General features: G+C 70.0%; 13 protein-coding genes. 6 read left to right on the forward strand and 7 right to left on the reverse strand.

The window, feature by feature from the left end; genetic code table 11:
* Positions 1-391 precede the first annotated feature (391 nt).
* Positions 392-1735 carry an NADP-specific glutamate dehydrogenase gene (gene gdhA, locus C1A38_RS02845; protein WP_102656250.1) on the forward strand — a complete coding sequence of 448 codons (1344 nt, stop codon included), beginning with the start codon at positions 392-394 and terminating at the stop codon, positions 1733-1735.
* Between the two features lie 42 nt (positions 1736-1777).
* On the opposite strand, the gene C1A38_RS02850 is transcribed toward gdhA, so the two are convergent.
* Together C1A38_RS02850 and C1A38_RS02855 are read right to left on the reverse strand one after the other, a co-directional pair.
* Positions 1778-2374 carry an ATP-binding protein gene (locus C1A38_RS02850; RefSeq protein WP_233196575.1) on the reverse strand — a complete coding sequence of 199 codons (597 nt, stop codon included), beginning with the start codon at positions 2372-2374 and terminating at the stop codon, positions 1778-1780.
* Between the two features lie 112 nt (positions 2375-2486).
* Complete coding sequence (locus C1A38_RS02855; protein WP_233196576.1) at positions 2487-3233, reverse strand: aminoglycoside phosphotransferase family protein; 747 nt, start codon at positions 3231-3233, stop codon at positions 2487-2489.
* Positions 3234-3414: 181 nt separating this feature from the next.
* Between C1A38_RS02855 and C1A38_RS02860 the strand changes: the two genes are divergently transcribed.
* The gene (locus C1A38_RS02860) at positions 3415-4344 is read left to right on the forward strand and encodes a tyrosine-type recombinase/integrase (RefSeq protein ID WP_102656252.1); all 930 of its coding nucleotides are present in this window, start codon (positions 3415-3417) and stop codon (positions 4342-4344) included.
* A 96-nt stretch (positions 4345-4440) separates the two neighbouring features.
* On the opposite strand, the gene C1A38_RS02865 is transcribed toward C1A38_RS02860, so the two are convergent.
* The 5 genes from C1A38_RS02865 to C1A38_RS02885 form a co-directional block, all read right to left on the reverse strand.
* Positions 4441-4911, reverse strand: coding sequence for a hypothetical protein (locus tag C1A38_RS02865; RefSeq protein WP_102656253.1), 471 nt, complete (start codon positions 4909-4911; stop codon positions 4441-4443).
* An 894-nt stretch (positions 4912-5805) separates the two neighbouring features.
* On the reverse strand, positions 5806-8859 hold the full coding sequence (locus C1A38_RS02870; RefSeq protein ID WP_233196577.1) for a Tn3 family transposase: 3054 nt from the start codon (positions 8857-8859) through the stop codon (positions 5806-5808).
* A gap of 352 nt (positions 8860-9211) precedes the next feature.
* The gene (locus tag C1A38_RS02875; protein ID WP_158244837.1) at positions 9212-11449 is read right to left on the reverse strand and encodes an ATP-binding protein; all 2238 of its coding nucleotides are present in this window, start codon (positions 11447-11449) and stop codon (positions 9212-9214) included.
* A 129-nt stretch (positions 11450-11578) separates the two neighbouring features.
* Complete coding sequence (locus tag C1A38_RS02880) at positions 11579-13093, reverse strand: MFS transporter (RefSeq protein WP_502696912.1); 1515 nt, start codon at positions 13091-13093, stop codon at positions 11579-11581.
* A 67-nt stretch (positions 13094-13160) separates the two neighbouring features.
* Positions 13161-14051, reverse strand: a complete 891-nt coding sequence (locus tag C1A38_RS02885) for an NAD(P)-dependent oxidoreductase (RefSeq protein WP_102656257.1) — start codon at positions 14049-14051, stop codon at positions 13161-13163.
* Positions 14052-14236: 185 nt separating this feature from the next.
* On the opposite strand from C1A38_RS02885, the gene C1A38_RS02890 reads away from it, so the two are divergent.
* The 4 genes from C1A38_RS02890 to C1A38_RS02905 all read left to right on the forward strand — a co-directional run bounded on the left by C1A38_RS02890 (position 14237) and on the right by C1A38_RS02905 (position 21576).
* Entirely contained in the window at positions 14237-17431 is a 3195-nt protein-coding gene (locus C1A38_RS02890; RefSeq protein WP_102656258.1) for an AfsR/SARP family transcriptional regulator, read from the forward strand.
* Between the two features lie 187 nt (positions 17432-17618).
* Complete coding sequence (locus C1A38_RS02895; protein ID WP_233196578.1) at positions 17619-19175, forward strand: aspartate aminotransferase family protein; 1557 nt, start codon at positions 17619-17621, stop codon at positions 19173-19175.
* Positions 19172-20425 (forward strand): cytochrome P450 family protein, encoded by a 1254-nt coding sequence (locus C1A38_RS02900; protein ID WP_102656260.1) that lies wholly within the window; start codon positions 19172-19174, stop codon positions 20423-20425. The genes C1A38_RS02895 and C1A38_RS02900 overlap by 4 nt, the downstream gene beginning before the upstream one ends.
* A complete protein-coding gene (locus C1A38_RS02905) occupies positions 20422-21576 on the forward strand; it encodes an acyl-CoA dehydrogenase family protein (protein WP_102656261.1) in 1155 nt (384 codons plus the stop codon). Before C1A38_RS02900 ends, C1A38_RS02905 begins: the two co-directional genes overlap by 4 nt.
* The last annotated feature ends 5 nt before the right edge of the window (positions 21577-21581 follow it).

Genomic DNA, 21581 nt, shown 5'->3' on the forward strand with positions numbered 1-21581 from the left:
CCGCTCCGCCCGCAGGCCGCTGGCACCACCCATGCCGCGCGCCGCGGATGGAGGAAGAATTGGCTGTCTTCCAACGCATTGCCTGCGGCACACGACTTCAAATGTTGCGTTACTGACTCCCGTCATTGGGCGAATGAGATGGGGGTGGCAATACAGTTACCCCTGTCGACACCGGCGGTTCTCCTCTCAGTCATGAAGCTCCATCCCTCCGGCTGGCCCCACGCCACCTGCTGTTCTACATACCAGGATTGGGGGCATGCGCGTCGCCGTGGATCTCGACGCCCATATGCTGTTACCGAGACCAGGGCCTACGACGGGTGGACGACTGCCGCGCGGGCCCGTCCGATGTCTTTGGCGCGAGGTCGCGTAGGAAGCATGCCTGGAGGGCCATTTGTCGACGCATGAGAAGTTCGAGGCCGTTCTGACCGGTGTGATCCGACGCAACCCCGGCGAGGAGGAGTTCCACCAGGCGGTGCGCGAGGTGCTGGACAGCATCCGTCCCGCGCTCGTGCGGCACCCGGAGTACGTCGAGGCGAAGATCATCGAGCGGATCTGCGAACCGGAGCGGCAGGTGATCTTCCGCGTACCGTGGGAGGACGACCGTGGCGAGGTGCACGTCAACCGCGGTTTCCGGGTGGAGTACAACAGCGCCCTGGGCCCGTACAAGGGCGGCCTGCGGTTCCATCCGTCGGTGTATCTGGGCATCGTGAAGTTCCTCGGTTTCGAGCAGATCTTCAAAAACTCCCTGACCGGTATGCCGATCGGTGGTGGCAAGGGCGGCGCGGACTTCGATCCCAAGGGTCGCTCGGATCGCGAGGTGATGCGCTTCTGCCAGAGCTTCATGACCGAGTTGTACCGGCACATCGGCGAGTACACCGACGTGCCGGCCGGTGACATCGGCGTCGGCGCACGCGAGATCGGTTACCTGTTCGGCCAGTACAAGCGCATCACCAACCGGTACGAGTCCGGGGTGCTGACCGGCAAGGGCCTTGCGTACGGCGGCGCCCAGGTGCGTCGGGAGGCCACCGGGTACGGCTGCGTGTTCTTCGCCGAGGAGATGCTGCGTGCCGCCGGGGACGGGCTCGACGGCAAGCGGGTGGTGGTCTCCGGATCCGGCAACGTGGCGATCTACGCCATCGAGAAGGTCCAGCAGTTCGGCGGCGTGGTGGTGGCGTGCGCGGACTCCTCCGGGTACGTGGTGGACGAGAAGGGCATCGACGTCGAGGTGCTCAAGCAGGTCAAGGAGGTGCAGCGCGGCCCGATCAGGGACTACGCCATGGCCCGACGACACGCGACCTTCGTACCCGGGCGCAGAGTGTGGGAGGTGCCCTGTGAGGTCGCCCTACCCTGCGCCACACAGAACGAGGTCAGTGGCGCGGACGCCGCAACCCTTGTCGCGAACGGCTGCATCACGGTGGTGGAAGGCGCGAACATGCCGACGACGCCCGACGGCATCCGGGTCTTCACCGAAGCCGGTGTACGTTTCGCCCCGGGTAAGGCCGCCAACGCCGGTGGTGTGGCCACCAGCGCCTTGGAGATGCAGCAGAACGCGAGCCGCGACTCATGGACGTTCACCTACTCCGAGCAGCGGCTCCAGCAGATCATGCAGGACATCCACGCCCGCTGCTTCGAGACCGCCGAGGAGTACGGGATGCCCGGCAACTACATGGCCGGGGCGAACATCAACGGCTTCCTCCGGGTCGCCGAAGCCATGCTCGTTCAGGGACTCATCTGACTGTCCTGCCGGTGGACGGCGTGGGGCGCGTGACGAGCAGGCTCAGCACACTGTTGACGGCCAACGATGTCTGCGCCACCCGTCCCATGTCGTGAACCCGGCCGGTGGGTTGTCGACGGGTTCACTGCCGTCGAGTTCCCCTGGCGTGGGGATGTCGAAGCGCTCAGCCCACTCGGCGAGGTCCCGATCGGACATGGGCCACGTGGTGTGTGGCGCTGCGGCTTGACGTCGGTCGCGTCGTCTCCGCTGTTCCGTGAGAGTGAGTTCGAAGTAGCGCATCTGCACTGCCACACCGAGGTCTGCTGCTGCCTGGCGTAGCGCCGAACGTTCGTTGCGGTCCCAGAGGCCGAAGTCGATCACGACGTTGGTGCCGAGTTCGAGGGCGCGTAGCCCGATCTGGATGAGCCGCCCCTCGATCACGTCCCCGGCCGATGGTGGATTCTCGGGCCCGTAGAGGGCCTTCACCCATTCGTCCTTCGTCAGGCGCAACGCTTCCTGCTCGATCTCGATGCGCCGGGCGGCTGTGGTCTTTCCCGTACAGGGAAGCCCCACGGTCAGGAACAGTGTCGCTTGCCCCATCATCACCCTGCGAACGTACGCCTCATCACCACCTTCGGTGGGGTGGGGAGAAATCAGCACCGGCGCTCGAATCACCGCCCTGACGTCGCGTGCTCGGAGACGATGTCGTCGATGACGCGGTGGGCCTCTGCGACCGCGGCCGGGTCGTCGTGCAGCGCGCCAGCGCACGTGATCAGGGTCTTCCACAGGGCCCAGGCCCGCCCGCGGGCCCAGGTCGCCGCATCGACATCGAGCCCGGCGCGGAAGGCGTCGCGGCTCGGACCGGACAGCAGCGTCCAGGCGATCGCCACATCGCACGCGGGTCGCCCACCCCGCAGGTGCCGAAGTCGATGACGGCGGCGAGCACCCCGTCTCGGATCAGGAGGTTTCCCGGGGCCATGTCGCCGTGGAACCACACCGGGCGGCCGTCCCAGGTCGCCGTCAGTGCCGACTGCCAGATCTCGGTGATGATGTCGCGGGGTATCCGGTGGTCCAGTGTCTCGACCGCCCGGCGGACCTGCGGGTCGTAGACGTGCAGGGGCCCGCCACGAAACCAGTTGTGCAGTCCGGGCTGCGGCCCCGTGGCCGGATCGACGCGACGCAGAGCGACGAGGAACGCGGCCAGCTCTTTCGCGAACCCGGTCAGGTCGCCGATCCTGTCGAGGCTGGCGGGTTTCCCGTCGATCCACTCGTAGACCGACCAGTCGAAGCGGTACCCGTGGGCGGGGACGCCGCGCGTTACCGGCCTGGGCACCGGCAGCGGCAGTTGCGGCGCGAGCACCGGCAGCCATCGGTGTTCCTTGTCGACCGCCAGGGCGTACTCCCGCGCGGTGGGCAGTCGTACCGACAAACGCTCACCCAACCGGAACGTCTGGTTGTCCCAACCGCGCGGCACAGGCCGAACCGGCAGATCGGCCCACTGCGGGAACTGGCTCGCCACCAGCCGGCACACCAGCGCTGCGGCCCTTGAGGACCAACGCTCGGAGAAGTCCCGTTAGGCAAGATCAATTAGCCACGCCCGAGTTGGGGGTCTAGCGGAAGCGGCGACCTCAAGCCGACCGCGACCGGCACGGTGCTGACTCGCCGTGCTTTTCTGCGATAGATGCGGGAGGGCGGTCCGGATGGGTACGGTGCGCCGGCTGCGCTCGGTGGCGGGGCCGTCCGTGGTCGAGGCGATCGACGGCTTCCTGGCTACCCTCGATCACCCAGAAACCGCTGGCACCCGTCGGGTCTACGCCTCCACCCTGCGGCAGGTGCGGGAGCACCTGGGCGCGGCTACCCCGCTGGCGGTGCTCGACACCCCGGCCGCCGCGGCGGGATTGGTTGCCTGGTTCACCGTCCGGTGGGGTGAGCGGGCGCCGGCCACGTTCAACCGCAACCTGGACACCCTGCGCTCGGCGATCGGCTACTGGCGGGAGCAGGACTGGCTGGCCGGCGATCCGAGCCGGGCGTTGCGACGGCGTGGCCGGGCACCGGACCGGACCCGGTCGCTGGGCCGGGCGGAGATCACCGCGCTGCTGGGCCGGGAGGAGCTGCCGCTGCGGGAGCGGACGCTGTGGCGGCTGCTGTACGAGAGCGCCGCCCGCGCCGGCGAGGTCCTCGCGCTTGACGTGGAGGACCTCGACCTGCGCAACCGGTGCGCGAAGGTGCGCCGCAAGGGCAACGCCGTCGACGTGATCGTGTGGCAGACAGGCACCGCCCGGCTGCTGCCCCGCCTGCTCAAAGGGCGGTCCGGCGGGCCGGTGTTCCTCACCGACCGCCGCGCCCGGGTGCCCTTGGCCCCGGGCGACGTCTACGAGCCGACCGGGCAGGCCCGGCTGTCCTACCGCCGCGCCGCCGAGACGTTCACCGCCGCGACCGGCGGCGCGACGCTGCACCAGCTGCGGCACTCCGCGTTGACCCACGCCGCGGAGGACGGGGCGAACACCTCGACCCTGCTGTCGTTCTCCGGGCACACCTCGGTGGCATCTCTGGCCCGCTACGCCCGGGTGTCACCGGAGGCGCTGCGCCGCTGGCAGCAACGCCGCGACCCGGCCACCCGTTGCCGGTAGGCGTCAGCGCGGCCGGGCCGGAGGCCGGCCGCGTAGCGATTCCCACGCCACCTGCTCGTCGGGCTTGGCCATCAGCGCCTCGATCCGTCGTCGGCCTCAGGGCTTTGCGAGCCAGCGAAGCACGTCGTCGGTGAGGATCACGTCGTATGGAAGACCGCGCAGGTCTTCGGCAGAGGCCTTCAGGCCGCGAGCCCGAGCCAGGTCGGCCAGCTCCGCCCACGGGTGTGTCTCGGGGTTTTCGTCGTCGTCAGGAAGAACGGCGTTCAACGTCGCGTGGATGATGCTGTCCCGGGCCACGTGGTCCGGGACAGCATCGTCGCGTGTGCTACCGGACGTCCGGCCGATCGTGAAGCCACGAGCATTATGCAAGATCACGCGGCGGCCGTCATCGAGCGCGGCGTATTCACTGACCGAGAAGCTCTGGGCGTCCGGGTCGTCAAGGCGTTCCGGTCGGATGTCGCAGATCGCACCCAGCCCTACGACTCGTCCTGGGTTGACCGGGCGAAGATCGGCGTGATCGTCAGCGGCGTCCGGGTACGCATGCCAACCGCTCTCCACGTCGCTCACTTCCTCGGAGGTCCCGCGTTGCCGCGTCGAAGCTCATCGCGGTAGACCGTTCAACCCGATCAGATGCTGCGACGCACTCCGACGCTGGTGCGGCTGGAGCACGTCCTATTGAAACAAGCTTTGCCGTCCACGGGGTCCGAATTGGCGCAGAGGCGGTCAGGGACTGCACGCGAGGTTCTGAATGGTCCCCGTAGTGGTGCCGGACGGGTCGATAATCCCGGGTAGGTCCACGTCCACGACACCGCGCCAGCCGACCGTCGAGGAGTTCGAGCACGCCTTTCTCCCAGTGGCGCGTTGGCCGGAGCCACCCCCGGGGTAGTACCTGCCGCTGCCCGACCCGACCGTCACCCAGTAGCACGAGAAGGAGTCACAGAAGTAGCCCTGCAAATTCACCGACACGTCTGATTTATCGGGGCAACTGCCGGAGACCTTGATCCACCAGCCGTGAACAGAGGTTTCCCCACCGGACAGGTGAGGGTCATCAACGGCCTGCCGGTACGTGCAGCCGCCGGCACTGATATTGGACGACTCCGTCTGCGGGCTGACCCCACCCGGGTAGGGCGCGAAGTGACCCGCCCGCGAGGGCGATGACGGCTGCGACGCTACCGATAGTGCTGGCGATGCCACCGCGGCGGTGGGCATCGCGCCGAGGAACACCGCAGCAGCGCAGCACGCCGCGACGGATGCGCGGCGCAGAGTTCGGAGTCTGTGGGCTCTGGTCACAACAACCACCTCCACGAATGTCGATGTAACTCGTGGTGCACCTCATGGGTGCAGCCTGTCAACAGGCGGGAGGGGTCTGCGCGTTGCCGAGGGCCTGGCTCGGTCGCCGGCATTCGCTGCGGACGCGGCCCGGACCTAGCGTGACTTCTGTTCTGATGCTCCCCAGCGGCTTTACCGCTGGTCGGGGTTGCGCAGCGGGCGCCGCCCGCCGGCGAGGTCGGGTAGCACGAACGAGTAGTGGCCGTGGACGTTGAGGTGCGCGTGCTGGTAGACCGACAGGCGGGCGGCGTCGGCGTCGCGCACCGGGTAGCCCTGGGTTCGCAGGGTGTCCATGGCGTGATCGAGGTAGAGGGTGTTCCACAGGGTCACGCAGTTGAGGACCAGGCCGAGGGCGCCGAGTTGGTCTTCCATGCCGTCGTGGTATGCCCGGTACACCTCGCCCTTGCGTCCGTGGAACACCTTGCGGCCCAGGCCGTGGCGCTGCTCCTGCAGGTTGCGCATCCGCTTCATCTCCCGCCGGTACGCCGGGTCCTCGACCAGGGTCAACACGTGCAGGGTCTTGAAGATCCTGCCGTAGTGGGCGATCGCCTCACCGAGGGCGTTGAGCCGGCCGTCGCGTTGCAGCACCCGGATCGCGTCGTGAGCGCAGATCTCCCGGGTGTGGATCGAGGCGATCACCCGCAGGATGTCCGGCCAGTGCCGGGCGATCTTGCCCAGGTCGCTGCGGCCCCGAGCGGTGCGGTCCAGGTAGCCGTAGTCGGCGCTGGCGTCGATGCGCCACAGCTTGGTGTCGGGCAGGTCGGCCAGCACCGGCCGGTAGTCGAAGCCGAGCAGGGTGACGATGCCGAAGATCAGGTCCGAGTACGAGCCGGCGTCGGTGATCAGGACCTCGGGTCGGGGCCCGCCGTGCGGGTCGTAGACCAGGTCGACGAAGTGCAGGGTGTCGCGGGGGGTGCCCGACAGCACCCGCCCGGTCAGGCCGATGGCCTGATCCGAGATCATGTTGAGCCAGGTCACGCCGCGTTTGCGGGCAAAGTACTTCGGGTTCGGCCGGGCATCGACGCTGCGCACCGGGACCACGAAGCGCATCCCGTCGACCGCGGCGACCAGCCCGCCGCCGAACAGCTGCGCCAGGCCGAGCTCGGCCTGGGCGTCGACGAACACTGCGTTGGCGCCGCGGTAGCAGTTCGGGCGCAGGTAGTACTGGTCGACGTGGGCGAGCCGGTCGCGGGTCAACGCGTCCGCGCCGGCGATGACGGGGCCGAGACCGACGTTGAGCGCGTGCGCGGTCAGCAGCGCCGCGACCGAGACGTGCAGGTCGCCCAGCCGCGACGTGCTGCCGGAGATCGAGGTGAACGCCGCCGGGAACGCCGGGTACAGCGCCATCAGTTCCAGGATCATCTCGGGCAGGTCGACCTCGGGCAGCATCGCCGAGGTCCGCGCCCGCAGGTCGACCAGGCTTTGCGGCTCGTCCAGGGCGTCGTCCTTCGCCAGGTGCAACCGGCCGTCGGCGTCGACGGTGACTGGTCCGTCCGGCACGATCCCACCGGCGGCGGCCCGCCACGCGGCGTCGACGGTGGCGGTCAGCTCGTCGAACAGCTCGTCGGGGCGGTCGGGCAGTTCCAGCGCCGACAGCGCCGGCCCTCGCACCTGCTGCCACCGCTGCCCGGCGAGAAGCTTGGCCCGCGGGTCGGCCCACCGGTCGGAGACGACCGCGTAGATGTCGCGGTGCTTGAGCGCCGTGTGGAACAGCTCCAACACGCAGAACACGTACGCGTTGCGGTCCACCGTGCCGGCTGGCCGGTCGGAGGGGAACACCAGCTGCTGCCACCAGCCCTTGGGCACGATGTCGACGTTGACCTTCCGTGCGTCCAGATATCCCTTGGGCACCCGCTCGCTCGGGCGCGCCTCCAGCAGGTGCGCCAGGTCGCGCATCGCGGCCAGCACCGACGCGGCGTCCACCGTCGCCCCGAACTCGATCACCTCGCACAGCAGCCGCACGAAGGGGCGCACCGTGGCGAAGCGTTCCACCACCTGCGCCCGCCACTGCCCGTGCACATCCGCCGCCGGCGGTGGAATCATCTCCTGCACCCCCGCCACCGCGGCGGCCAGCCGGGCCCGCGACCCGACCGCGGTGTCGATCGCCTCCCACACCAGGTCCAGGGGCACCGCCTCCCCCCAACCGTCGGCCTCGAACAGCACCTGCACCGCGCTCGCCAGCACCGCGACGTGCCGGGACTGCCCCGGCAGGCGGCGCAGCTTCTGCCGGTCCGCGTTCTTGCCCGCCCGGCCGATCAGCTCGTTGGTCATGAACACGTCGAACAGCTCGAGGGCGTCGTCGGTGGCCTGGACCTCCAGCCACCGCACCGTGGCCAGCAGCGTCGCCAACTTGCGCTCGTACGGGTGCCCGGCCAGCTTCGGCGCCTTCGCCGCCATTCCGTACCGGGCCAAGCCGATCACCCGCCGGGCCGGCACCGCCGGCACCTCGACCGCGCGCATCCCCAACCCGGCGATCTGCGTCACCCGGTGCAGCGCCGCGCTCATCCCCTTGCCCGTCGTGCTGCGCTCGGCGTGGCGCCACAGGTCAAGCTGCGAACGGCGCCGACCCTCCGGCACCCGCAGAATCGCCTCGAGCTCCACCGCCTGCTGCGCGCTGACCGCCTGCGCCAACACCGCGTACAGCCGCTGCTGGGCCGCGTTACGCACGCTGGCCACCGCCTCCGCCAACGTGCTCACCCCCGGCAGCAGCACCCGCCGCTGCCGCAGCCACGCCACCGCGGCGTAGAACAACGCCTTCGGCCCCTCACCGGTGGTCCACGCCTGATCATCCAACCACCGCAAGAACTCGCCCTCGGCCGCCGCGAAGTCTCGGTACCCGTACACCGCAGCGATCTCCGCCTGGTGCTCATACCGGGTGTTCCGCCGCTCCAGATACCGCTTCACCGACGACGGATCGTCGATGCGCAGCTGCACCGCCAGGTAGTCCACCACCGACGCCGGCACGTCCAACGGATCCGGTAGAAACCGGCCCACATGACGAACCGTCACCAACTGCAGCCCAAACCCCAACCGTGAGTGCGTCCCACGATGCCCCTCGACCAGCTCACGATCCGCGTCGTCGAGGAAGAAGAACCGCTCCAGCGTGCCCCGGTCCGGCGGCGTCTCGGCGTACCGGCCGAACCCGTCCCACTCCGCCTGCGACAAAAAGCTCACCGTCGATGACACGACCGATCACCGTACGCGACACCGCCCCACCCCACCAGAGCCGATCTTGCCTAACGGGACTTTTCCGAGCGTTGGTCCTCAAGGGCCGCTGCGTCAACGAGGCGGCGAACCGGCACGGGAACGGTATCGGGATCGGCGCTCACACCCTCAACCTCGCAAAACGTGCCATCGGTGACAACCGATTTCGCGTTCCTCACGCGCATGGGGACGAGAAGACCCGGAAGACCGAGGGCTCCACCGGATTCGGCGTGGCTTCAGCAACGGGAGGCCTACGGCTTCTCGATCACCGCCCCGGCGATCATCGCCACTGACCTTGTACGACAGGCGTACCCATGTACCCATCGCGGCGTCGTCAGCGCGGGGGCGGACATGGGCCGTCCAGACGGACTGTGCTGGCAAGAGCCAACTCATCGTCGGCTACGTCATCGAACACGGCGCGGCACAGCGTATCGGCGGAGTCAGGCGTGGTGAGCCGGATTCCATGGGTCAGTGGAGGCACATCCAACGCCGCCAGGCGCGGCTCGGGGCGGCCGAGGTCCCACGGCGGGGTCAGCGGCGCCGGCCTGCGCCACTGGTCGGGTAACTCGCCGTCGCAGCGGCCGCCGATGCTGGCGGACGCCATCAGGTGGCGCAGCCGGTTGATCGTGCCGCTCTGGGGCGGGTCCAGGGTGATGCACGCCGCGTGGGGCTTACCGCCGCCCCAGCTCGGTCGGCGCTTCAGCAGCGCCGACCGGGCCGCCGCCACCACCAGCAGCGGCAACGGCGCGTTCAGATCGGCCAGTTCCTCGACAGCGTCGAGCAGGTCGTCGCCGGCCAGGTGCAGATCCCGCAGGAGCACCACCAGCGGCTGGGCTCGCGCCGCCTGTTCCAGCAGCAGCTGCCACGCCGCGAGGGTGCCCGGCTGCGCCGAATGTTCCGGGCGCAGCAGCGGCAGCAACGCCGACACCACGGACTCTGCCGGACCGCCTGCGCCCAGAGTCGTCCGCAACCGGCCGCGTACCACCTCCGGTGTGTCTTCCGGTGCGACTGCGCACAGCTCGGTCACCAGTTCGGCCGCCGCGCTCAGCGGATCATCGGGGACGGTGCGGCCGTCCAGGACCCGGGGTCCGTTCACCAGCCCGGTCAGCCGGTCGAGCAGGTCGTCGGAGTCGCCGAGGACGGTCACCAGGTGTGGGCTGTTGCGCCGCAACGCCCGCTCCAGCAGGCCGTGTATCAGGGCCAGATCACTGTCACGCTCGGGGTCGTGGCCACCGACGCCGCGAATCTCCCATGCCCCTTCTGCGGCCGGCAGGGCGTCGAAACCGTCTCCGATCAGCTCGCGGGTGCGCGGGCAGACCCACACCGTCCCCTCCGGCACGGCCGACAGCATCTGGTGGCACCGGTCGACCAGGGCGCCGCTGACAGTCAGTCGGGAGTTCGGCTCGGTCAGCACCAGCGTCTCACCGGTCGCCACCGCGACCTGCATGACGAGGCCGCGTCCCATTCCGTCGGCAAAGCAGTCGCGCAGGGTAAGTGCCGCACGCACCGCGCGTTCCTCGTCGCCGCCGCGTGCGGGTGGCCTGCCGAACACCGCGAGTGTCGCCGACCCGATGGACGTGGCCACCGTGCCGCCCAGTTCCTCGATGCCCGAGCGCACCATGCGGGTCGCCGCCGCCAGTTCGTAGTCGACGCGGACCGGATCGGTGGCATCTGCGCAGGTGCGCACTCGCACCATGGCCAACGTCAGGTGTGCCCGTCGCGGGTCGGAGGGTCCCCGGGGTGCCGGGATCGGCGGCATCGGGCGTGGCGGCCGCACCACGGCGACGTCACGGGCGGGCGCCGGGACGGTGGCCGGGTCGAGGGTGAGCGAGGGGTCGTGGGTGAGGATGGCGTGTTGCAGCTTCTGCAGCGCCGGGCCCGGCTCCAGCCCGAGGTCCTCGACCAGGGACGTGCGGAGGCCACTGTAGACGGCGAGGGCGTCGGCGTGGCGCCCGCAACGGTAGAGGGCCAGCATCAGTTGACCGCACGCCCGCTCCCGCAACGGATGCGCCTCGACCATGGCTTTCAGCTCGCCGAGCACCGACTGGTGTCGTCCGCACGCCAGTTCCGCGTCGAACCAGTCCTGCTGGGTGTCCAGGCGGGCGTTTTCCACCGCTGCCAGTTCCGGCCACGAGATACCGTTCTCCACGAGGTCGGACAGCGCCGTGCCGCGCCAGGTGGCGAGGGCCTCGCGGAGTATGGCCGCGGCGCGATCCGGTTGTGCCTTCTCGTCGCGGCCACGCTCGGCCAGCTGGTGGAAGCGGAACAGGTCCACGTAGGCCGGGTCGACCTGCAGTATGTAGCCCGGCGCCTGGGTGGACAGGCGCAGCATGTCCGTTCCCTTGGTCACCGACAGCGCGGCCCGCAGGCTCCACACGGCGTTCTGCAGGACCTTGCGCGCCGACGCGGGCGGGTCCTTGTCCGGCCAGAGCGCACTGAGCAACTGGCTGGTCGGCACCACCTGGTTTGCCTTGAGCAGCAGAAAACCGAGGGTGGCGCGTTGCTTGATACCGCCGAGCCGAATCGGACGGCTGTCTATCAGTACTTCCAGCGGGCCCAGAACTCTGAACATCATCTCCCCCTTATTCGGATGGGGACGGAGCCTGTCCGGCCCCGTCCCCACCACGTCCGGCAGAATGAGCGACGGTGCTCTCCGGCTGTGTCTGTTTTTGTTGTCTGGTGCGACGACCCGCCGTAGATGTCAGTTGCGGCTGGTCGCTGCCTCCTCCATCACCGGCTGGGTCGGTCCGGCCTCAGGACCCCGTACCAGCAGAGCGGTCACGACCGCGATCCCCACGGCGGCGACCGCACCGGCCCAGCCGACCGCGTTCAGCGCGGAGGTGAACGCCTCGCGGGCCGCCGCCACCAGGTCCGCGTTGCCGACCGCGAGCGCGCCGGCCAGGGACTCCGTCGCCTCCGCCGGCGTGCCGCCGGGCAGTTCCGACCGGTACACCGCAGCGCCGAGGCTGCCGAGTACGGCCACACCCAGGGCCAGCCCGAACTCCATGCTGGTCTCCGACATCGCGGCAGCCGATCCTGCCCGCTCGGCCGGGGCCCGGCTCACCACCAGGTCGGTGCCCAGCGCCATCATCGGTCCGATGCCGAGGTAGATCACGACCAGGCCGGCGACCACAAGTGCCATCCCGTTCGGGCCGTCCACGAAGGCCAGCAGCACGTAACCCACCGCCGAGACGACAAGCGACGCCGCTACCAGCAACCCAGGGGCGACCTTGCGGGCCAGCACCGGCGCGGCGATCGAGGTGACGATCATCGCGACGGCCGACGGGAGGAGCCACAACCCGGCAGCCAGGGGCGACAGACCGGAGACCATCTGCAGGTACTGCGTGGCGAACAGGTAGACCACGCCCACCACGGCCAGGCCCACCAGCAGGGCGAGCAGGGCCCCGACGAACGACGGCCGGGCGAACAGCCGCAGATCCAGCAGGGGGTCGGCCAGGGTCCGCTGCCGGCGTACGAACAGCACCCCGAACACGACACTGGCCACCAGCGCGACCAACGCACCCACCTCGATGCCCTCGGTCGCGATCACCTTGAGGCTGTAGATCGCCGGCAGCATCGCGGCCAGCGACAGCGCCACGCTCACCAGGTCGATCCGGCCGGCCTGCGGATCCTTCGCCTCGGGCAGCAGAACCGGCGCGGCCACCAGCAGCACCACCATCACCGGTACGGCCAGCAGGAACACCGAGCCCCACCAGAACAGCTCCAGCAGCGCGCCGCCGATCAGTGGACCTGCGGCCAGACCGGCCGAGAAGCACGCCGCCCACACACCGATCGCCATGCCCCGCTGGGCCGGGTCCCGGAACATGGTGGTGATCAGCGCCAATGTCGACGGCATCAGGGTGGCGCCGGCCACGCCGAGCAGGGCCCGCGCCGCGATCAGGACGGTGGGGTCGGTGGCGTACGCCGCCAGCACCGACGCCGCCCCGAACGCGAGCGCACCGATCATGAGCAACCGTCGGCGGCCGATGCGGTCGCCGAGGGTGCCCATGGTGATGAGGAATCCTCCGATCATGAATCCGTAGATGTCGACGATCCACAGCGTCTGCGTCGCGGTCGGCCACAGATCCGTCGTCAGGTGCGGCAACGCGAGGTAGAGCACTGTCGCATCTACCGACAACAGCAACGTGGGTAGGGCGAGCACTGCCAGGCCGAGCCACTCGCGCACTCCGGCTCGTGGTTGCGTCCTCACCGACACGTCTGGTACCTCCGCTCGTGATGGCGGGTCTGTGTCCGCCGTTCAGGCACTGCTTGTCGGGACTGGGCTACTGGGCTGCGGGTGCGCGCAGCACCTCGAACACGGCGCCGAAGCCGTCGCCCGCGTGCCCGCGTCGGATGGCCTGTTCGGCCCGGGCGTGCAGGAACTCCGGCAGGGTCGGGTCCACGCCCTGCGTACGGCTGGCCTCGACCAGGTGTTCGATGGCCACCGTCTGCATCCCGAGAGTGGAGTCGTTGTCCGGGTAGGCGCCGGTGTCGACCTGGGTTGCCAGGTTCGGCACCTCCGGGGAGATGACGTACTCGAACCAGGCCTGCGCGTAGGGCAGGAAGGCCGCTGCGGGTACCTTCTCCGAGGCGAGCAGTGCCGCCGAGTGCATGAAGCCGGCCCAGGTGGTCCACATCAGGCCGAGCAGGGCCACGTCGTACAGCGACGGCAGCCCCGGCTCCTCCCCGAGGTAGGTGCCCGCGCCGGCGATGGACCGCAGGGTGTCGGCGTGCGCGTCGTACACCTCCTGCGGGCCGCCGTAGAAGATCAGCGTCTCCTCCGAGCCGATCATCGACGGCGTCGCCATGATCGCGCCGTCGATGTACTCCATGCCCTGCTCCTGGGCCCAGGCCGCCGTGGCGCGGGCGTCGCCCGGCGTGCCGGAGGTGAGGTTCACGATCACCCGGTCGGTGGGCGAGTCGCCGGTGGAGTCGATGATCTCGCGCATCGCCCGGTAGTCGAGGACGCAGATCACGATCAGGTTGCCGGCCGACATCGCGTCGGCGACCGTCGCGGCCCGCACCGCTCCTTGACCGACGAGGTCGTCGGCCTTGTCGGGTGACCTGTTCCAGACCGTCGTCGGGTGTCCGGCGGCGAGGAAGGCCCGGGCCAGGGCCGAACCCATCGCGCCGAGGCCGATGACGGTGACTGGTGCGCGGCTGTCCGCAGCCATGTTGAATCCCCTTTTGTTGACGGGCGTTCCTCGGGCGGGCACGATCGGCCACCCTGCTCTGCGCACAATCTGCCGGTTGACTCTCCAAGAACTCTCTCGGTCCGCTCTTACGCCGCGGGCCAATCTCTCTGCGTAGCAACTCCCATGACTCAGCGTGTGCTTGAGACCCCGTATCGTATGTGTCTATGCGTTTCGGCATTCTGGGGAACCTGGCCGTGTGGCCCGCGGACGACCGCCCGGCACACCTGCCCGGCCACAAGGTCCGGACGCTGCTGGCGGTGCTGTTGGTGCACGAGGGTCGGCCGGTGTCCGCGGACGCGCTGGCCGACGTCCTGTGGGGCGACGAGCCACCCGGCAACCTGATCGGCGCCCTGCACACGACCGTGTGGCAGCTGCGCCGTGCGCTGGAGAAGGCCGAGTCCGGTGCGGGCACCCGGGTGGTGGTGTCCCGCCCCCCGGGCTACCTGCTCGACGTGTCCGACCACGACGTGGATGCCCGCCGGTTCGAATACCGGCTGCGCCGGGCGCGTGCCGCCACCGACACCCGCGACCGCGTGTCGATCCTGGGTGACGCGCTCGCCGAGTGGCGTGGACCGGCGCTTGCCGACTTCACCGATGCCGAGTTCGCCCGCCCGGCCATCGCCCGTCTGGAGGAGCAGCGGCTGACTGCCCTGGAGGACCGGGCGCACGCGATGCTGGAGTTGGGCGAGCACCGCCTCCTGGCCAGCGAACTGGCCGACCTGGTGGTGCGTCACCCGCTGCGGGAGCGGCTGCGCGCCGCGCACATGCGGGCCCTGTACGGCAGCGGCCGGCAGAGCGAGGCGCTGGCCGGCTTCGACGAGCTGCGCGAGCTGCTGGCCGAGGAACTCGGAGTGGAACCGGGCGCCGAACTGGTCACGCTGCGGCAGTCGATTCTGGAACGTGACCCGGTGCTGGCGCCGTCGCCCACCCCGATCACCACCACCGCGCGTCCGGTGACCAACTTGCCCGCGCCGGTCAGCGGCCTGATCGGCCGCGACGCCGCGGTGGTGCAGGTACGGGCCCTGCTGGAGGCCAGCCGTCTGGTGACGCTGCACGGCATCGGCGGGGTCGGCAAGACCAGTCTCGCGCTGGCCGCCGCCCGGCAGGTCGCCGGTCAGTACCCGGACGGGGTGTGGCTGGTGGAACTGTCCATCGTCGCCGCCGGCCCGGACGAGCCGGACCCGTTCTCCGCCGTCGCCGACCAGGTCGCCATCGCGCTGGGGGTGCGGACGACCGCCCGGGAGGACTGGCTGATCAGTGCCGTACGGGCCAAGCAGATGTTGCTGGTGCTGGACAACTGCGAACATGTGGTCGCTGCCGCAGCCCAGCTGGTGGGGCTGGTGCTGCAGGCCGCCCCGGGAGTACGGGTGCTGGCCACCAGCCAGGAGCCGCTGGGCATCGCGGGAGAGCGGTTGTGGACGGTGCCGCCGCTGGCGCTGCCCACCTCGTTGGCGCAGGCCGCCACGTCCAGCGCGGTGCAGCTGTTCGTGGCCCGAGCCACCGACGCGTCGGCCGGGTTCGTGCTGGACGAGAGCACCGTCGAGGCGGTCGATGCGATCTGCCGTCGCCTCGACGGCCTGCCGCTGGCCCTGGAACTGGCCGCTACCCGGGTGCGGGCCCTCGGGGTGCACGAACTGGCGGCCCGGCTGGAGGACCGGTTTGCCCTGTTGACCCAGGGAATGCGGGGTGCGCCGGCCCGGCATCGGACCCTGCGCGCCGCGCTCGACTGGACCTGGGAGCTGTTGACCGAGCCGGAACGGGTGGTGCTGCGCCGCCTCGCGGTGTTCAGCGGTGGCTGCCCGCTGCAGATGGCCGAGGACGTCTGCGCCGGCGGTGTGGTCGGCCGCGCCGACGTGCTGGACCTGGTCGCCCGACTGGTCGACCGTTCGCTGGTCACCGTGACCGACGTCGCCGGGGTACGCCGCTACGGCCTGTTGGAGTCCGTCGCCGCCTACAGCGCCGAGCGGTTGCGGGAGGCCGGCGAAGAGGCTGACGTCCGGTTGCGGCACGCCCGCTACCACGCGGACCTGGCCGAACGGGTGCTGCCGCACCTACGCGGACCGAGCCAGCGCCGGTGGCTGGAACGGATGGACGCCGAACGGGCCAACTTCCGGGCAGCACTGGACGCCGGGGCCCGGCTCGGCGCGAACGGTCTGGCCCTGCGCATGGTCAACGCGCTGGCCTGGTACTGGTTCCTGCGGGGCCGGCTGGCCGAGGCCAAGCGGGCGTTCAGCGTCGCCCTCGACGGCTCACCGACCGACGGCGGCTCCCCGCGCGCCACCGCCCTGGCCTGGCAGGCGGGTTTCGGGCTGCGCGCCGGAGATGCCAGTTACGACCTCGACCGGTTCGACGAACTGGAGAACGAGGTGGCCGATCCCGTGGACCGGGCCATCGTCCGGTGGTTCCTGGGGTTCACCCGGATCGGATTCGGTGGCCAGGACAGCGCCGAGAAGTACCTGGACCGGGCGCTGGGCGAGTTCCGCAACCTCGACTACGCCTGGGGGACCGCGGCGGCGCTGGCCGCGCTGGCCACCCGCAGCATCCTGCGGGGAGATCTCGACGCCACCCGTCAGTACGGCGAGGAGAGCGCGGCCCTGTTCCGCGACCTGGGTGACGGCTGGGGCCGGCTGCAGGCCACCGATGCCCTGGCATCGCTGTCCGAAGTGCTCGGCCGCTACGACGAGGCGGCCCGCCTGCACCGCGATGGGCTGCGGATCGCCGAAGCCCTGGGGCTGTGGAACGAGGCGTCCACCAAGATGTCCGGGCTGGGCCGAATCGCGCTGCTCGGTGGCGACTACCCGCAGGCGCGTGAGCTGCATGAGCGGGCGTTGCGGCTGGCCGCCGAGCAGAGCTACACCTTCGGGCAGCAGTTCGCCGAGGTGGGCCTCGGCCTGGTCGCCCGCCGCGAGGGCCGCCTCGACGCGGCCGAGATGCACCTGCGGCGCTGGCTCGACTGGTGCCGACAGCTCGACGGCGAGTACGGCGTCGCGCTGATCCTGGCCGAACTCGGCTTCGTCGCCGAGCAGCGCGGAGACGCCGAGACCGCACTGCGCCTGCACCGTGAGGGCAGTGTGGCGGCGTGGGGGACCGGTGACCCGCGGACCATCGCGCTGTCCCTGGAGGGTGTCGCAGGCACCTACTCGCTGCTCGGCGACCACGAACGCGCGGCGCTGCTGTCCGGCGCCGCCCAGGCGGTCCGCGCGGGCGCGGGCGCGCCATTGCCCCCGGCGGAGCGCGGCGACGTGGACCGGATCACCGCCCGCGGGGTCGCCGCCGTGGGCGATGCCTTCGCCAAGCACGTCGGCGACGGACGGCTGATGGAGTTGAGCGAGGCCCGGCGGCTGGTCTTCGACGACTGACCCACGGCCGCAGCGTTAATCGTCCGGTAATCGGCTGCCCTTCGCGTGCCCATTCGCCGGTCGGTGAACCCGCGATGACCGGACACGACAGGAACTCACGATATACAAGACCTGTCGCTCGCTAAAACCGCGCGGGCCGCAGATCTTCGATATCCGCCGGAACCTTTCCTGATCGGAGACGGTAAAGATGACCTCTTCTCCTGGCGCGCCCGAATTCGCGGACTCCTATCTGGTCGAAGTGCTGACCGAGTTCGGTCTCGCGCTGAAGTACGTCCGTGCCCGCGGGAACACCCTGTACTACCTGGCCGACGACGGCACCGAGGTCGGGGTCTTCGACGCGGCCAGCGGATTCGGCTCCCTCATGTTCGGCCACAACAACCCGGAAATCGTCGAGCACGCGAAATGGCTGCTCGACCAGCAGACCCCCGTGCACGCGCAGTTCTCCGGCTATTCTTTCGCGCTCAACCTGGCCGCTGAGCTCAATGCCGTCATCCGGCGCGAGTTGCAGACCGACGACAAATTCTTCGCCCTTTTCGGTAACTCCGGTGCCGAGGCCGTCGAAATCAGCATCAAGCACGCCGAAATGGACCGCGGGGCGCGGATCGCCGAGCTGAAGGCGGAGATCGACACGCATGTGGAGCAGGCGCGCACCGCCGTCGCCGACGGCGCCCGGCTCTCCGCCGACGCGGCCGCCCTGGTGGGCGGCGCCGACTTCGACCTGCTGGCTGCCGAGGTGGCCCGCCGCAACGCGCAGACCGAGGCTCGCCCGCCGCTGTTCCTCGCCTTGGAGGGCGGCTTCCACGGCAAGCTGGTCAGCAGCGTCCAGCTCACTCACAACGCCGAGTTCCGGGGCCCGTTCAAGGCGCTCGCCGCGCAGGCCCGCTTCATCCCCCGTGACCGTCCCGAGCTGATCGCCAAGGTCGTCGAGGACGAACGGGCCACCCTGCTCGACATCACGGTGCAGGACGGCGTGGTCGACCTGGTCGAGCGCGACTTCCCGGTGTTCGCCGCCTTCCTGATCGAGCCGATCATGGGTGAGGCAGGCATCTTCCCGCTGTCGGCGCAGCTGGCCGGCGCACTGCGCGAGGCGTGCGACACGATCGGCGTACCGCTGATCTCCGACGAGATCCAGTCCGGGATGGGCCGCTCGGGCACCTTCCTCGCCGGCACCCAGATCGGCCTGAAGCCCGACTACATCATCCTGGCCAAGGCCCTCGGCGGTGGACTGGCCAAGCTCGGCGTCGTCCTGGTCAACGAACACCGCTACCGCAAGGACATCGAGCTGATCCACACCTCCACCTACGGCCGGGACGGCTTCTCCAGCCGACTGGCGCTCAAGGTGCTGCAGATGCTGGAGGCCGAGGACGGCAAGGCGTACCAGTTGGCCGCCGAACGGGGCGCCAAGGCCAAGGCCATGATGGAGGCGATCAAGGCCGACTATCCCGATGTCGTCAGGGAGGTGCGCGGCGTCGGCCTGATGCTCGGCTTCGAGCTGCACGACCAGTCCAACTCGTCGTCACCGGAGATCCGCGAGGCCGTCGAGCACGAGGCACTCGCCTTCATCATCGGCGGCCACCTGCTGCGCAAGCACCAGATCCGGATCTTCTCCACCGCCAGCAACCTGGAGACGATGCGCTTCGAGCCGTCGATCTACCTGTCCGACGAGGAGATCGCGCGGGTGGACGCCGGCTTCCGCGACATCTGCCAGATCCTGCGCGACCAGGACGCGAGCCGGTTCGAATGACCAGCCGGCTGAGCATCCCGGTCATCGACACGGCCGGACGTGACATCCACGGCGAGGGCGAGCGCCTGCGTGCGCTCGGCCGGGCCGTCCAGGTGCTGCTGCCCGGCGACGTGACCGCGTGGTGGGTCACCGACCACGCGCTGATCAAGCAGCTGCTCACCGACGACCGGGTCTCCCGGGACACCTACCAGCACTGGCCGGCCTGGGGTGGCGGCGAGAGCGAGCTGGCCCGTACCTGGTCACTGGCGATGTGGGTGGCCGACCGCAACATGATCACCGCCTACGGCGCCGACCACAAACGCCTGCGCAAGCTGGTGGCCCGGGCGTTCACCGCGCGCCGCACCGAGGCGATGCGCCCGCGCATCGAGGCGGTCACCGCCGACCTGCTGGCCGACCTGGGCCGCACGCCCGCCGGCCAGGTGGTCGACCTGCGGGAACGGTTCGCCTACCCGCTGCCGGTCGAGGTGATCTCCGTGCTGCTGGGCATCCCCGACGAGATCCGCGGCCCGCTGCTGCGCACCGTGCACGAGATCATGGACACCGCCGCCACGCCCGAGCAGGCCAAGGCCAACGAGGTCGAGCTCTACCGGCTGCTGCACGAGCTGGTCGAGATCAAACGCCGCCAACCCGGCGACGACGTCACCACCGGCCTGATCCAGGCACACGACGAGGACGGCGGTGGGCTCAGCGAACGCGAGCTGGTGGACACCGTGCTGCTGATGTTCACCGCCGGCCACGAGACGACGGTGAACCTGCTCGACCAGACCATCGTCCTGCTGCTCAGCCATCCCGAGCAACTCGACGCCCTGCGTCGCGGCGACCTGGACTGGGCGGACGTGATCGAGGAATCGCTGCGCCTGCAGACCCCGTTTCCCAACCTGCCGCTGCGGTACGCGGTCACCGACATCGACCTCGGTGACGCCGTCATCGCCCAGGGTGACCCGATCGTCATCGCCTTCGGCGCGGGCAACCGCGACCCCGGCGTGTACGGCGACACCGCCGCGCAGTTCGACCCGTTGCGGCCCACCCGCCGCGACCACCTGGCATTCGGCTACGGCGTGCATCGCTGCCTGGGCGCGCCGCTGGCCCGACTGGAGGCGGCGATCGGCCTGTCCGCCCTGTTCGACCGGTTCCCGGACCTGCGTCTCGCGCAACCGGTGGACCAACTGCGGCCGCTGGGCTCGTTCATCTCCAACGGTCACGAGACGTTGCCCGCACTGCTGACCCGAGACGAAGGAGACCCCCGATGAGCGAGGTGCTGGACGCGGTCCGCAACATCGTGCCGAGGCTGCGCGACAACGGCCTGGAATCCGAGGAACGACGCTGGATCCTCGACGAGAACACCGAACTGCTCGACAAGGCAGGCGTGTTCCGGCTGGCCGTGCCGAAGCGCTTCGGCGGCCTCGACGCGCCGCTGCCCGAGCAGGTCGCCGTGCTCACCGAGATCGCCCGCGGCTGCGGTTCCACCGCCTGGGCCGCCGTGGCGTGGGTGTCCACCGCCTGGATGGCCACCCTCTACCCGGACCAGACGCAGGAGGAGATCTTCGCCGGCGGCTCGGTACGCATCTCCGGCGGCTTCACCCCGACCGCGAAGGCCGTCCCGACCGGCGGCGGCTACCTGCTCAACGGCTCGTGGCGGTTCAACTCCGGCTGTCGGGGCGCCCACTGGGACCTGCTCGCCGCGATCGTCGAAGAGCCGGACGGCACCGAGACCGAGGTGTTCGCCATGGTGCCGATGTCCGACCTGAGCATCGCCGATGACTGGCACGTCACCGCCGCAGCCGCCACCGGCTCGTCGACCACCACCGCCCGGGACCTGTTCGTACCCGCGCACCGCGTCGTGACCGGCGAGGAGGCGCTGACCACCGGTGCCCCCGGCCGCACCCCCACCGCACCGGGCCGCTCCTACAGCCTGATCAGCTACGTGGTGGCCGAGTCGGCGGCCGCCTACATCGGCATGGCCAAGGCGGCGCTTGAGCTGTTCCTGGAGCGGCTTCCCGGACGCGGCCTGGCCTACACGTCCTGGACCGACCAGCGGCAGCACCCGCTGATTCAACACCGGGTCGCCCTGGCCGCCAACAAGATCACCGCCGCCGAGACGCTGTCCGCGTCCTACGTGGACATGCTGCAACGCCGCGCCGACGCCGGCGAGGACCCCACCTGGGAGGAAAAGGCCGCCGTGCGCGGCCAGGCCGGCACCGCGATCCAGCTGGTCAAGGAGGCCGTGCAGGACCTGCACACCATCGCCGGGGCCTCCGCGCTGAGCAAGTTCGCGCCGTTCCAGCGCTTCCACCGCGACCTGCTCGGCCTCACCACACACGGCCTCATGTCCCCGGACATGAGTCTGGAGGTGCACGGACGGGTCCTCGTCGGACTCGACCCGGACACACCTTTCCTGTAAATCCA

It is taken from the genome of Verrucosispora sp. ts21 (genome assembly GCF_002879555.1).
GTDB classification, from domain to species: domain Bacteria; phylum Actinomycetota; class Actinomycetes; order Mycobacteriales; family Micromonosporaceae; genus Micromonospora; species Micromonospora gifhornensis.